This window comes from Prevotella dentalis DSM 3688 (genome assembly GCF_000242335.1).
GTDB lineage: Bacteria > Bacteroidota > Bacteroidia > Bacteroidales > Bacteroidaceae > Prevotella > Prevotella seregens.
Window position 1 is genome coordinate 446479 of record NC_019960.1, and the last position, 14030, is coordinate 460508.

At 54.6% G+C, this 14030-nt stretch carries 11 protein-coding genes; all 11 read left to right on the top strand.

Translation table 11 applies throughout. The annotated features are described in order from the left end of the window. Positions 1 to 289: 289 nt before the first annotated feature. The 11 genes from PREDE_RS01810 to PREDE_RS01860 all read left to right on the top strand — a co-directional run bounded on the left by PREDE_RS01810 (position 290) and on the right by PREDE_RS01860 (position 13995). Positions 290 to 2071, top strand: coding sequence for an ABC transporter ATP-binding protein (locus PREDE_RS01810; RefSeq protein ID WP_005843891.1), 1782 nt, complete (start codon positions 290 to 292; stop codon positions 2069 to 2071). Continuing rightward, entirely contained in the window at positions 2068 to 3819 is a 1752-nt protein-coding gene (locus PREDE_RS01815; protein WP_005843889.1) for an ABC transporter ATP-binding protein, read from the top strand. The genes PREDE_RS01810 and PREDE_RS01815 overlap by 4 nt, the downstream gene beginning before the upstream one ends. 20 nt (positions 3820 to 3839) lie before the next feature. Then, positions 3840 to 4643 (top strand): class I SAM-dependent methyltransferase, encoded by an 804-nt coding sequence (locus PREDE_RS01820; protein ID WP_005843887.1) that lies wholly within the window; start codon positions 3840 to 3842, stop codon positions 4641 to 4643. A gap of 319 nt (positions 4644 to 4962) precedes the next feature. Then, on the top strand, positions 4963 to 6666 hold the full coding sequence (locus PREDE_RS01825) for a sigma-70 family RNA polymerase sigma factor (protein WP_015298377.1): 1704 nt from the start codon (positions 4963 to 4965) through the stop codon (positions 6664 to 6666). Between the two features lie 100 nt (positions 6667 to 6766). Then, positions 6767 to 7834 carry a radical SAM protein gene (locus PREDE_RS01830; protein ID WP_005843881.1) on the top strand — a complete coding sequence of 356 codons (1068 nt, stop codon included), beginning with the start codon at positions 6767 to 6769 and terminating at the stop codon, positions 7832 to 7834. A gap of 11 nt (positions 7835 to 7845) precedes the next feature. Further along, the gene (locus tag PREDE_RS01835) at positions 7846 to 8910 is read left to right on the top strand and encodes a Gfo/Idh/MocA family protein (protein WP_005843879.1); all 1065 of its coding nucleotides are present in this window, start codon (positions 7846 to 7848) and stop codon (positions 8908 to 8910) included. A 114-nt stretch (positions 8911 to 9024) separates the two neighbouring features. Next, entirely contained in the window at positions 9025 to 9555 is a 531-nt protein-coding gene (locus PREDE_RS01840) for a hypothetical protein (protein ID WP_005843877.1), read from the top strand. A 201-nt stretch (positions 9556 to 9756) separates the two neighbouring features. Beyond that, a complete protein-coding gene (locus PREDE_RS01845) occupies positions 9757 to 10233 on the top strand; it encodes a hypothetical protein (RefSeq protein WP_005843875.1) in 477 nt (158 codons plus the stop codon). Further along, positions 10234 to 11169, top strand: a complete 936-nt coding sequence (locus tag PREDE_RS01850; RefSeq protein WP_005843873.1) for a calycin-like domain-containing protein — start codon at positions 10234 to 10236, stop codon at positions 11167 to 11169. Positions 11170 to 11176: 7 nt separating this feature from the next. Further along, entirely contained in the window at positions 11177 to 11968 is a 792-nt protein-coding gene (locus PREDE_RS01855) for an HmuY family protein (RefSeq protein ID WP_005843871.1), read from the top strand. Positions 11969 to 12024: 56 nt separating this feature from the next. Then, a complete protein-coding gene (locus PREDE_RS01860) occupies positions 12025 to 13995 on the top strand; it encodes a TonB-dependent receptor plug domain-containing protein (RefSeq protein WP_005843869.1) in 1971 nt (656 codons plus the stop codon). The last annotated feature ends 35 nt before the right edge of the window (positions 13996 to 14030 follow it).

Sequence of the window (14030 nt, forward strand, 5' to 3'; positions counted from 1 at the left end):
CCCGCCCCATCCCGGGTGTGTGCTGGGGCCTCCCCGGCCTTGTGGCGGCGCGGCCGGGGCTTTGCAGTGGGGCCGTGGCGGCCTTGCGACGACGGTGCAATCGCAACGCGTCTGCGCCGTAATCGCCGCGCGTCCACGGTGCAATCTCAGTGCGAATACGGCGTGATCGCCACGCGCCCACGGCGTGCTGCGGGCAGGGCGGGCGGCTGCGCCGCAAAGTTTCACCATTATTGGGTATTGCGGCAGTAGGACGGAATGCTTACTTTTGCAAGGAACAAAAACCGCAAACATGAACAGGTCTGATAATAATAAGGTGAAGAAACCCTCGGCCCTGCGCACCCTAATGGGCTATGCTGGGCCGTTGCGCTGGCTCCTGGTGGGCTCGTGGGTGCTCTCGGCAACGAGTGCACTGATGGGGTTGGCGCCCTTGGTCTATATCTGGCAGATATTGCACGACGTGCTTGACGGCCGCATGGCCCACGTGGCGCACTACGGATGGGTGGCCGTGGGCTGGGCCGTGGCGGCGATGGCGGTCTATGTGGGGGCGCTGATGTGCTCGCACGTGGCGGCATTCCGTGTGGCAACCAACATTCGCCGGCGGCTCCTGCGCCACATCGTGCGGCTGCCCCTGGGCTTCATGGACGGCATGGGCAGCGGACGGCTGCGCAAGACGGTCAACGAGGCCAGCGCCGCCACGGAGACCTATCTGGCCCACCGGCTGCCCGATATGGCCGGGAGCTATGCCACGCCCGCGGGCATGCTGGTGCTGCTGTTTTGGTTCGACTGGCACATGGGACTGCTCTGCATGGCCACCGTGGCACTGGCCTTTGCCATCCTCTTTGCGTTCATGATAGGGCCGACGCTCCGCCAGACCATGACCGAATACCAGAATGCGCTCGACCGCATGTCGAACGAGGCCGTGGAATACGTGCGCGGCATCCCGGTGGTGAAGACGTTCGGGCAGACGGTGTTCTCGTTCAAGCGGTTCAAACAGACCATCGACGACTACAGTTGCTGGGTCATCGGCTACACGCGCTCGGTGCGCACGCCGATGATTTTCTACACAACGATCAGCAATGGCGTGTTTGCCGTGCTCGTGGGCTATGTGCTTTGGGCCGCCGCCGAGGCCGCCACACACGCGTTTCTGCTCAATCTTGTCTACTACGTCATCGTGTCCCCGGTGCTCACGCTGATGCTTACGCGTATCATGTTTCAGAGTGAAGACCTCATGTTGGTGGAGGACGCCCTGCACCGCATTGGCGAGGTGATGGCCATGGAACCCCTGCCCGAGACGGCCAGCCCCCGGCAGCCCCGCGACCATGGCATAGTGCTCGCCGACGTGTCGTTTGCTTATCCCTCGGCCCGGGGCCGCTCGGCCGCCGTCAGCCACGTGTCGCTGGAGGTGAAAGCCGGCGAGCATGTGGCCTTCGTGGGGCCGTCGGGCGGCGGCAAGACCACGCTGGCCAGCCTCGTGGCCCGGTTCTGGGATGCCGACAGCGGCGTGGTGAGCGTGGGCGGCGTGGATGTGAAGCAGATAGCCAAACACACGATGATGGACACCGTCTCCTTTGTCTTTCAGGACAGTCGCCTGCTCAAGACCTCCATTCTCGAGAACGTGCGCCTGGGCCGTCCGGCGGCCACGCGGGCCGAGGTGGAGGCGGCGCTCGAGGCCGCACAGTGCGGCGACATCGTGGCCCGCCTGCCGCGGGGCATCGACACCGTGATAGGCAGCCGCGGAACCTACCTTTCCGGGGGCGAGCAGCAGCGCGTGGCCATCGCCCGTGCCATGCTGCGCAACACGCCGATACTGATTCTCGACGAGGCCACAGCCTTTGCCGACCCCGACAACGAGGAGCGCGTGCTGCGGGCTTTCGACGTGCTGGGCCGGGGAAAGACCGTGCTCATGATAGCCCACCGGCTCTCCACGGTGGTGAGGGCCGACCGCATCTTTGTGCTCAGCAACGGCAGCGTGGCCGAGCAGGGCACCCATGCCGAACTGCTCGCGCAGGGCGGGCTCTATGCCTCCATGTGGAAACAATACAACGAAACCCTAAACTATCAGAGAAGATGATTGTCGAAAAACTGCAACACCAGTACGCCCTCTCCCGCCGGGGAGCCAGGGACATGATGTGGGCGTGCGCCAGTTGCACCCTGAGCAACTGGGTGCTGATGATGCCTGTGGGGCTGCTGTTCTGGCTCGTGGCCGACTTGTTGCAAGGGCCGCTCCGGCCGGAGCGGATGTGGCTTTACGCTGCGGGCACCGCCGGCTGTCTGCTGCTCATTGCTGCCAGCTATGCCTGGCAATACAAGAAAACGTTCTATGCCACCTATATAGAGAGCGGCGTGCGGCGCATTGCCGTGGCCGAACGGTTGAGACGGCTGCCGCTGAGCTTCTTCGGAAAGAAAGACCTGGGCGACCTTACCAGTACCATCATGAGCGACTGCGCCTCCATCGAGACAGCCTCGTCGCACTTCATCCCCGAGTTCTACGGCTCCATTGCCTCCACGCTGCTCGTGGCGGTGCCACTTTTCTTCTTCGACTGGCGGCTGGCGTTGGGCTCGTTGTGGCCGTTGCCCGTGAGTCTGGCGGTCGTAGCACTCTCTCCCCACGTCATCGACCGGCTGGAACGACGGCAGATGGGGGCCAAAATGGCGCTGGCCGACGGCATACAAGAGTGCCTGGAAGCCTTGCGCGAACTGAAAACCAGCAATGCCGAGGCCGACTACCTGCGGGGACTGGACCTGAAAATCAAGGCTGTGGAGCGCCGGGCGCAGGTGAGCGAGCTGGGCGGGGCCCTGTTTGTCGTCCCGGCGCAGATGGTGCTCAAGGTCGGTATAGCCACTACGGCCATCGTCGGAGGCGGCTTGCTGGCCGCGGGAAACGTCACGGTGCTCACGTTTTTTATGTTCATGCTGGTGATTTCGCGGCTCTACGACCCCATGGGCGGGGCGTTGGTCAACCTTGCGGCCATCCTGATGCTTCGTGTTCGCACCGAGCGGATGAACGGCATACTGGAGCATCCCGTGCAGGAGGGCCGCGACGAACTGACCAATCAGGGCTGCGACATCCGCTTCGACCACGTGTCGTTTGGCTACGATGCCGGCGCCCAAGGCCGTGAAGACGTGCTCCACGACGTGACGTTCACCGCACGCCAAGGCGAGGTGACGGCCCTCATCGGCCCGTCGGGAGGCGGCAAGACCACGGTGAGCCGGTTGGCAGCCCGCTTCTGGGACTGCACCGACGGGCGGGTTTGCATCGGCGGCATGGATGTGTCGCAGACCGACCCCGAACGGCTGCTCACGCTCTTTTCCATCGTGTTTCAGGACGTGACGCTGTTCAACAACACGGTGATGGAGAACATTCGCATAGGCCGCCGGGACGCCACCGACGAGGAAGTGATGGCTGCTGCAAGGATGGCACACTGCGACGAGATGGTGGAACGGCTGCCCAACGGCTGGCAGACGCTCATCGGGGAGAACGGCTCGGAACTCTCGGGAGGCGAGCGGCAGCGCATCTCCATTGCCCGCGCCTTTCTCAAGGACGCCCCCATCATTCTGCTCGACGAGCCCACATCGTCGCTCGATGTGGAGAACGAGGTGCTTGTGCAACAGGCTGTAGCCCGCCTCATTCAGGACAAAACGGTGCTCCTCATCGCCCACCGCATGCGGACTGTGGCCGGTGCCGACCGCATCGTCGTCCTGCAGAATGGCACCGTGGCCCAGCAGGGCACGCCGGCCGAACTGCTTGCACAGGGCGGATTCTTCAAGGAAATGATGGAAAAGCAGACGTGCGCCGAAGAGATAGGAAACGAAAACTAAACTTGTAAATATACTGAATCATGGAAAAAGGAAAAGCTGATTATGGGAACTGGGTTTCCAATTATGTGTTGCAACTCTTGGTGATCGTCACCTTGGGAGCGGTGGTTGTGCTGGCTGCGGTGGAGTGGGCGTTCCATCAACCTGTCGTGACGGGACTGGCAGCTCTGCTCGTGGTGCTGATGTTGGCCATGCTGGTGTACATGTGGTTGTGCCGCAGGGCCTTTGCTTTCGACGGTGGAGGCTTGATGGGTATGTTCCATGCGCATCTGGTGGAACATCTGGACTGGGACGGACGGGGCACGCTGCTCGACGTGGGCTGCGGCTCGGGCGCGCTGAGCATTCGCTGCGCCAAGCAGTTTCCCGAGGCCGAAGTTGTGGGCATTGATTATTGGGGCAAGATGTGGAATTACGGCAAGGCGCAGTGCGAGCGCAATGCCGCCGCCGAGAGTGTGGTCAACCGCATCCAGTTCGAGCGTGGCGACGCGGCCCGGCTGGCCTTTGCCGACGATGCGTTCGATGCCGTGGTGAGCAACTTTGTGTTCCACGAGGTGAAGACGCAGCCCGACAAACAGCAGCTTGTGCTGGAGGCACTGCGCGTGCTGAAGCCCGGCGGCAGCTTTGCCTTTCAGGATCTTTTCGACAGCAAGATGGTGTATGGCGACATCCGCCGACTGTTCGACCGCCTGCGCGCCGACGGCTACACCGACCTGCATTACATCGGGCAGGTGGAGCGGCAGGGGTTCGTTCCCCGCTTCCTGCGCGCGCCGTGGATGATTTGCCACATCGGGCTCATCTACGGACGGAAGCCCGGCGGCCAGGCCTGATGGGCCTCGCCGCCGGCCGAAAGGCCTACCGGGGTGCAGAAAAACGGCGGGGTGGGGCTGCTGATTCGGCTTTTATTGCTAATTTTGCAGTGCTTCCTTTGGGAAGAGGACATATATATAATAAGGTGTAAAATCAGATGAAGAAGCATTCCCTATTCCGTTTCATGCTGTGCGTTTCCCTCCTGACGGGGTCGGCAGCCAGTGTCGTGGCCGGTGGCATTTGGAGTTAAAAAAGAGCGTTTCTTCCAAAAAAGTGCCAAATTCCATGCAGTCTTTCAGGTACAATCTACTCCTTTTAATAAAAAGGATAGATGTATCTATGAATTCGGACGTTGATATAGACGCATGTAAACAGGGGGAACGGGAGGCGCTTGAACATCTGTACAAGGCATATTCAGGCAGACTTATGAAAGTCTGCCTGCACTATGTGGCAGATGAAAGCGCGGCGGAAGACATTTTGCACGACGCTTTTATCATCATCTTCTCCTCCATCAAGACGCTGAAAGACAATGCAAAGCTGGAGGGATGGATGATAACCATCGTGAGGAACATGTCTTTGAAGTACCTCCAAAGCATAGGGAAAGACACCATTCCGCTATCGTGTCTGGATGCCGAAATCCAAGAAGATGCAGCCGAGGAGCAAAAGAACATAGAACTGGGACAGCTGCTTTCGGCCATAGAGTCGCTGCCGGAGGGAAACCGCGAGGTGTTCAAGCTCTCGGTGCTGGACGGTTTGTCGCATAAAGAAATAGGAGAACTGCTCGGCATCAACCCGCACAGCTCCTCTTCACAGCTGTTCAGGGCGAAGAAAATGCTGCGGGCCCTGCTGGCCAACTACTGGATGCTGCTCTTGTTGCCGCTCTTGATTCCGGTGTATCTCTATTTCATCATGAGGGACAAGACGGAGGGAACCGTCGATGTCGGGCCGACCGCGGTGGACACCCGTAAGGGTAAAACGGGGAGGGTTCAGAGAGCGGAAACGGCACGGAAGACAAGGCAAGCGGAACAGTCTGTCCCCTCGGGCATCGGCGGCGATGGCGGCAGGAGGCTGGCAACAACAACTGCCCCCATGGAGAAACTGCTTCCCCAAGTGCAACAGGACAGCGTGGAAGCTGGACTGCGGACCGTGCCATTTAGCGCAGATTCCTTGCAGAAATATCTGGCAACAGGCATCGGCATTGGCGACTCCCTGCACTGTTTGCCACGGGTTCCCGAAATCAAGATGGTGGCGATGAACGAAGAAACGGTCTTCCGCCCCGGTCACAAAAAGAAATATCCGTGGACATTCAACTTCGGCTATTCCTCCAATGCCGGTGCGAGTGGAGCCATCTCGAATCTGGACTACCTGTCTCTTGTGGACTATGCCAATGGCGTCGCAGCTGCCAAACTGCATACTTGGGGCGATTTGAAGAGCTATTTTGTCAGGAACAATGCCCTGATGGATTCTGTCGAGCGGGCCAGAATGTCTTTGATACTTATGAACCACCCTATGGATGACGACAGTCCCTTGGGTGAAGTGGCGCACCATCATCGCCCCAAGACATTCGGCCTTTCCGTCAACAAGCAGTTGGGCCCAAGGTGGACATTCGGCACAGGCCTGACCTATACCAGGCTCAAGTCAGAGTTTGAGAGCCGATACAACAAGGCGGCACTGGTAAAAACCCAGAAAATAGACTACGTGGGCATACCGCTCCGCCTGACCTGGCAGATATGGGGCAAGGGTCGTTTCAACGCATACACGACGGGTGGCGTGACCTTTGAAATGCCCGTCCACAGCTCGCTCGACAAGAAATTCACGGTAACGGCCGATTCTTCATTCACGTTGAGGGGCGACATCAAGGCCCGCTGCCAGTGGTCCGTCAACTTGGGAGCCGGTGTGCAATACAAGATATTCAAGCCGTTCAGCCTGTATCTGGAACCCAACATGTTCTATTACTTTGGCAATGGCAGCGGTCTTGAGACTTATCGCACGGAGCATCCGTTCTTCATAACGGTGCCGTTCGGGCTGCGGCTCACGTGGTAAGACGATAAATGATGAGAAAATAAGGGAGAAGTCATAGATTTTGTGCAGTCTTTTTGCTGTTTTTTTCTCTTTCTTATAAAGACAATAACAAGGAGAAAGAATGTACAGCATCTATGACTACATCCACAATGGGATGGTATTTGTCAACAATATAGTACGTAAACAGCATAAGGAGCTCACCTCGTTGATGATCTATTCCACCACAAGCTGTCAGTCGCGTTGCAAGCATTGTTCCATCTGGAAGAAGCCAAAGGAGAATCTAAGTCTGGAGGACATTGTCAAAATCATGGATAGTAGATGTGTGACGAAACGAACGATGGTCGGTTTGGAGGGAGGGGAATTCATCCTTCATCCCGAAGCCGAGAGGATATTGGAATGGTTTGACGCGCATCATCCCAATTACACGCTGCTCTCCAATTGCCTTGCTGCAAGCAAAGTGATTGCGTCTGTGAAGAACCATCACCCCAAGCACCTGTACCTTTCGCTTGACGGCAATAGGGAAACCTACCGCTATATGCGGGGACGGGATGGGTATGACAAGGTAATAGAAGTGGTGGAAGCATGCAAGGACATCGTACCCGTTTCCCTGATGTTCTGCCTTTCCCCATGGAATTCGTTCGAGGATATGGAACACGTCATAGGCATTGCGAGGAAGTATGACATTGACGTGCGTATCGGTATTTACAGTACAATGTCGTTTTTTGATACGACAAAGGAGCTGATGGAAGCCAGCGACACGGACTTTATCAGCCGGATACCTCCCTCCATACACCAAACTGACGAGAACTATGACTTCGTGGCATTGTATGACGAGTGGAAGAATAACAGGCTGAAACTTCGGTGCCATAGTATTTTCAGCGAGTTGGTCATCCACTCGAATGGGGATGTACCTATATGTCAAAACTTGGATGTGATTCTGGGAAACGTCCATGAGAACACGCTTGACGAAATTTTCAATTCACGGACGACTTGTAAAATCCAGTGCAGACACTCGAGAGAATGCAACCAATGTTGGATAAACTACCATCGGAAGTATGATATTATCCTGTTGAGAAACTTGGAAAGAATACTTCCCAAACGAGTGATAGAGCTGTTTTATGGGAAATATCAATGGACAAAGGACAGGCATGTTACCTATAAGAAGCATTTCAAGACGATAACCGCATAGTCAGAACAGTCATGGGATATTTGGACAACATCATTGGTAGATACAAGCGCATGCGCAGCATGAGGGAGTTGGGCTGTGTCTATACCCGTCAGTATGCGCTCGTTGGACTTGGCAGCCATTGCGTCAGCAATCTGTTGCCGGTCATACAGTATCTTCAGTTGCCACTGAAATATATCTGCTGCACCTCAGAGAAAAAGGCAGGGTTGATTTCCCAAAAGTACAGGGGAGTTCAGGGAACGTCTTCTCTACAGGACATTTTGAGTGATGATACGGTCTCCGGTGTCTTTGTCGCCGCCAATCCGCATGCACATTTTCACATTGCCGGAGAGGTCATTAGGTCAGGGAAATCTTTGTTCATAGAGAAACCACCTTGTAGGGACGGCAGCGAGTTGGAGTCTCTGACCGATGCTGTCAAGCGGTATGGAACGAAAGATATTGTGGTAGGACTGCAAAGACGCTTTGCTCCTGCTACCCGGATTCTCCAAAAACGTTTGAGGGGTGAGGGTAAGCGGCATTATCATTACCGTTATCTGACAGGACTGTACCCGGAGGGTGATGCCTTGTTTGATTTGTTTATCCATCCGCTTGACTATGTTGTGTTTCTCTTTGGCCAGGCAAAGGTGAAGATGGCAGACGTAATCATCGGCAGGGATGGTGGGCAGACCTTGTTTCTTATCTTGGAACACAAGGACGTAACAGGCATGTTGGAACTGTCAACGGACTATTCTTGGCAGGATGCGCAAGAGCTGTTAAGTATCAGTACGGATAAAGGACAGTATATGTTGGACAGAATGGAGAAACTTGATTTCTCCCCAAGACGCTCTGCAATGTTGGGAATTCCATGGGAGAAAGTTGCCCCAAGCCGTACCGTTGTCGTCAATCTATACGGAAGAAATGGCTTTGTTCCGATCGTGCCCAACAACCAAATTGTTTCGCAAGGCTTCTTTTCGGAGATAAAAACATTTGCTGATATGGTGGAAGAAAGCATAGGAAAGAGCCAAAAGTATGGACTGGAAAGCATGAAGGCGACCTACTCTCTTTTGGGCGAAATAAAAGCGAAGATAAACAAGGTTTAGGCAGTACGCGTATTTTCTTGGTAAAGAAATTAAAAAAACAACAGGTTCGTTGTCTACAGCGTGTGTGCTTTTCCTCTTTAATACTAATAGTAACAATATCAAATCTATCTCATCATGAAAAAGGTATTCTATAGTCTGGTATGTCTCGTTGGACTGTCGGCATGCTCCTCTGAGAATGTAGTCCTTAGTGGATTAAAAGTTTATGATGTCGCAAACTCGACTTGCAAGACCTCCTTGTCTCCAACAGAGACGCAGCGTGATTTCTATGCGGCAAATTATTCCAAGCCCGCTACGCTTGACATTGAGCTGAAAGAGGACGGGATTGCCCGGTGTATGCTGGAAGATGTGAAAGCCAACTGCGCCGTAAGAAACATTTTAGTGGACATCGCCAATCAGGACAATCAAATGATTCTGCTTGTGTATCACAAGCCGCTTGAAGTGCTCGCGGACTGCATTTGCGACTTTGACGTCAATTTCAAGATGAGTAAACTGACGCCCGGCAACTATCAATTGAAAGTGTACTATGCCAGAACCAACATGAAATATGACGAGTCCGATATGGCATATCAGGGACAGGTCAATCTCGTAAAGAACAAAAAGGTTAGCGTAACGCTCAAGCCCGAAATGGTTTTACCGGAAAATTAAGGCATGATGGGTTTTCCATTGGGCCGACAGTAAAGGTAGGTCTGCCTTTGGGAATTGCTGCCAAAGGGTCTGTTCTCCGTGAACGGCTCTTTGGTTTTTTATTTCATGAAAGTGCAAAATCATAAAAAATAGGTATTGTGCTACATTTATAGAATGGTTAACTTTGCAGTCAAATAGAAAGCTTTTACAAATTATAGAATAATGAAATCGATTTTTCGGACAATCGTACTTGCGTCGCTGGCTATGACAGTCAGCGTGTCGGCACTTGCGGCCGGCTATGTGAAGGTAAGTGGCAAGGACGGAAAAGCGACCTGTTTTGCTCTTTCGGAAAAGCCCGAGGTGACGTTTTCTGGAAACGACCTCGTGCTGAAGACTGAGCGGGAGACGGTCAATTATCCGTTAAGTGATGTGCTTACTTTCGAGTTTACCGACGAGACGACAGGAATTGGCGCCACTACTCAGGCTGCGAATGGGAATGCTGTGTTCAGGTTTGGCTCCTCTATCAAGGGCGAAGGCTTGCAGCCTGGTAGCCGTGTTGACGTTTATGCAGTTAACGGCCAGACTGTCGGCACAGCCATTGTAACCGCCAACGGCTCTGTCGAGATTTCTCTCAACGGCCAGTCGGGCGTGTTCATTGTAAAATCATTAAACAAGACATTTAAATTTATCAAGAAGTAAATGAAGAAGATTTTTACCTTAGTCGTTGCAGCTTTACTGTGTGCGGCCAGCATGCAGGCGCAGACTGTAACCATCAATAAGAAAGACGGGTCGTCAGTTACTTATAGTGCCGATGAAATAACGAACATCCAATTTGGGCCGGCTACTCCCGACACGACGGTGCTTCACGAGTTCACGGGTTACCTGACAGTCAGCAGCAAGTTCTTCACCAACATGTATTATGGAGACGCTGCCCAGATGAAAGTCATGCAGGTAGGTGAGCAATACCTTGCGCGCTTCAGCGATGCACAGTGGGGCAACGGCCTTTTCAACATCACAATGGATAAGGGAACAGTCGCCGGAACCGGCAAAATCTCCGTTCCCAACCAGCATGGCGGTGGTGTGAAAGAGTACGAAGCAACGATTGGCGGCAAGATGACGGAGATGGCTATTTCCGTTCCCGGCCTGATGGGCGGCACAAATATCACTTGGCACTACGGCAAGGCTCCGGCCGCACTGAAGGTCTCCGGCGACTACACGGGGACGAACTCGCTGATGGTTGGCGGTATGTTCGGGCCGTATGTGGCTGCCGATGCCCTCTACAAGATCGTAGCCAATGCCGACGGTACCATCAATGTTACGACTTCGGTAGAGAACTATACCGCCACGGCGATGGGCGACCTCACCCTTGGTTCCTATACCGTTTCCAACCTGGCATACGATGAAGAGTCGAAGAGCTTCGTGCGCGACTACAGCAAGGACGGGTTGACGGTTCACTTCAAAGCCGTCAGCGAAGGGGTGACGACCATGGACAAGGATTACGATTTCAAGGATGGCAGCAAGGTTTCCGTCAGTCTTGGCGAGACTGGTACGTTGACCATCACCAACACTTTTCAGATAGGCAACATGCCATTCCCGATAACAGCAACCTATACCGGAACAAAAACCGCTCGATAACAGGCCCATGCACAAGGTCTCCCACACCATAAATATCGTTGCAGGCTGCGCCATTGCTATGATGGCGACAGCCTGCAATGGCATTTTCGACGGTGTATACGACGATGCTCCTGCCGCGCCAACCATCTTGGAGGGACAGGTCTATGTGAATGCTTCCAGCTGGAAAGACTGGTATTATATAGATTTTGACTCGCTCCGCCAGTACGTGGAACGGAAAGATACGGCTGGGCTGATGAGGGCGCAGACCCATTTTACAGCTTATCCCATCCCTATGTCGAAAACAGATGGGGCGGTCAACGACCCGACAGGACTCTATACCTATTGGTTCGATGTCTTCGGTAAAGGCCTGGGTAACCACGAGAAGCGTGGGTTTGTCGCTACCGAAGCACAACCCGAGCCGCCGTCGTGGAGCATTGCCGTCCACCGCAACAACGTGCGAACGAACGGTGGTGCCGTGCTGGAAACCAACTATACCTCGTTGAACGACCTGCCGAAGAACAGTACTGCGTTCACTGGAGCGACGTTTCAAACCGACGAATGGACGGAGACGGAAGTCTGGGCCGATCAGTCGCAGATGCTCCAAAGCCTGGTGGGTTGCCAGGGCATTGCCATCAATAAGGTGCTGTCATCTTGGCTTCGGTTGGACATTCCCCCCATGCCCCCCGCATTCACGCTGAACAATCACGTCTTCATCATCCGCCTGAAGAGCGGCAGTTATGCTGCCGTGCAACTGGAGAACTATATGGATGCTGCTGGTACGAAGTGCTGGTTGACCATCAACTACAAGTATCCATATTAGTAAAGTCTCTCCTAACTTCTTCCCTCCAAAGGGAAGCAGACCGTATTTTCTTAAAAATGAAACGGATATCCATCATCATATCGGCATTGGTTTGTGCGCTCCCCACCATGGGACGGACAGACGCGTTGCCTGACTCCATCAGCAAAAGTGTCGAGATGGAACAGGTCGTGGTTACAGGGACGCGCACGCCCAAACTCCTTGCCAAAACTCCTGTGCTGACAAAAGTCATATCGTCAACTGACATTCGGAAGAGCGATGCCACCAACTTGCGCGATCTTTTGGAGCAAGTGATTCCCGGTATTGAGTTCTCGTATGCGATGAACCAGCAGGTGCATCTCAATTTTGCAGGGTTCGGAGGCCAGAGCATCCTGATATTGGTCGACGGCGAGCGGCTGGCCGGCGAGACGATGGACGACGTCGATTTCGCCCGCATCGGCATGGAGAACGTGGACCATATCGAAATCGTGAAAGGAGCTGCGTCGGCTCTTTACGGATCGAATGCCGCCGGTGGTGTCATCAATGTCATCACCAAAGATGCCGTCCGCCCGTTTGCCCTCAATATGAATGCACGGCTGGCACGCCACAACGAACAACGATACGGACTGTCCTTGCAGCTTGGACAGGGACGGTGGAGCAACCTGCTGACGGTTAATCGCAACTCCACTGACAACTATAGCGTGCACAATGGCGACCATCCTGCCAGTAGAGTGGTGTCTGCCATTTATGGCGACGCAACGTGGAACTTCAGGGAACAGCTTGCCTATGCTCCGAGCGAGAAGCTCCGTATCATGGGGCGCGCCGGGTATTTCTACCGGCAACTGGTGCGCACGACGGAGACACCCGAGCGCTATCGCGACTTTTCGGGCGGACTTCGTGCGGTATGGAAGCCGACCAAACACGACAACATGGAGCTCGCTTACACCTTTGACGAGTACGACAAGTCCGATTATCAGCGCATCACCCGGCTCGACATACGCGATTACTCCAACGTGCAGAACAGCTTCCGTCTGCTCTACAGCCACACTTCCGACGGTGGCGACGTGCTTTCGGCTGGTGCCGACTACATGCACGACTATCTTTTCAACACCAACCTGGCAGGGCACATGCGCAAGCAGGACACTTTTGACGCCTATGCGCAGTACGACTGGAATGCAAGCAAGTACTGGGAAGTGGTGGGTGCGCTCCGCTACGACTACTTCTCAAACGGCCGCACCTCCCGCCTTACGCCGAAAGTGAGCGTCCGCTATCAGCCCATTCACAACCTCAATATCCGCTTTGGCTATGGCATGGGCTTCCGCGCACCGACGCTGAAAGAGAAGTTCTACAGTTTCGATATGGCCGGCATCTGGATGGTAGAGGGCAATCCAGACCTGAAGCCCGAGGTGAGCCACAACTTCAATCTCTCCGGGGAGTACACCAAAGGACGGTGTAATCTCACGGTCAGCAGCTACTACAACCGTATCGACAACAAGATAGCCACGGGTGCGCCTTTCTATAAAAACGCTTCCGACGTCATGCCTCACCTGCCTTATCTGAACCTTGACAACTATTCCGTGATCGGCGGCGAGGCAACGGCACAGGCGCGTTGGCCGGACGGCATCACGGCGCGTCTGTCCTACGCCTATACGGACGAGCATTTGCCAAAGGACAAGAACAGCAACTCCGTGAACAACCAGTACATCCCGGCCCGCAAGCATTCGCTGACGGGACATGTGGACTGGGACCGGCAGTTTTCGAGGAACTATGGGTTGAACATTGGGCTGGACGCCCGCTTTCTTTCGGCTGTTGACAATCTGGAGTTTGTCGATTACTATGACATTTCCAAGGGAGTCAACACCATTCATTATCCTGCCTACGCGCTCTGCAAGCTCTCGTTGGTGCAGCGGTTGGGCAAGGCGGTGAAGCTAAGTGTCGCCCTCGACAACCTCTTCAACTACAAGCCGGAGTACTATTACCTGAACTGCCCCCTGACGGATGGGGCAAATCTGATGGTGGGATTGTCGGTCGATGTCGACAAACTCTTTTAGATGGCCATGGCAAATCCGTTCCCCGGGCCTTTGAC

What these genes read in the sequence shown, in the direction of transcription:
- PREDE_RS01810 (WP_005843891.1), top strand. Translation starts at nt 290, where the DNA reads ATGAACAGGTCTGATAATAATAAGGTGAAGAAACCCTCGGCCCTGCGC.
- PREDE_RS01815 (WP_005843889.1), top strand. Translation starts at nt 2,068, where the DNA reads ATGATTGTCGAAAAACTGCAACACCAGTACGCCCTCTCCCGCCGGGGA.
- PREDE_RS01820 (WP_005843887.1), top strand. Translation starts at nt 3,840, where the DNA reads ATGGAAAAAGGAAAAGCTGATTATGGGAACTGGGTTTCCAATTATGTG.
- PREDE_RS01825 (WP_015298377.1), top strand. Translation starts at nt 4,963, where the DNA reads ATGAATTCGGACGTTGATATAGACGCATGTAAACAGGGGGAACGGGAG.
- PREDE_RS01830 (WP_005843881.1), top strand. Translation starts at nt 6,767, where the DNA reads ATGTACAGCATCTATGACTACATCCACAATGGGATGGTATTTGTCAAC.
- PREDE_RS01835 (WP_005843879.1), top strand. Translation starts at nt 7,846, where the DNA reads ATGGGATATTTGGACAACATCATTGGTAGATACAAGCGCATGCGCAGC.
- PREDE_RS01840 (WP_005843877.1), top strand. Translation starts at nt 9,025, where the DNA reads ATGAAAAAGGTATTCTATAGTCTGGTATGTCTCGTTGGACTGTCGGCA.
- PREDE_RS01845 (WP_005843875.1), top strand. Translation starts at nt 9,757, where the DNA reads ATGAAATCGATTTTTCGGACAATCGTACTTGCGTCGCTGGCTATGACA.
- PREDE_RS01850 (WP_005843873.1), top strand. Translation starts at nt 10,234, where the DNA reads ATGAAGAAGATTTTTACCTTAGTCGTTGCAGCTTTACTGTGTGCGGCC.
- PREDE_RS01855 (WP_005843871.1), top strand. Translation starts at nt 11,177, where the DNA reads ATGCACAAGGTCTCCCACACCATAAATATCGTTGCAGGCTGCGCCATT.
- PREDE_RS01860 (WP_005843869.1), top strand. Translation starts at nt 12,025, where the DNA reads ATGAAACGGATATCCATCATCATATCGGCATTGGTTTGTGCGCTCCCC.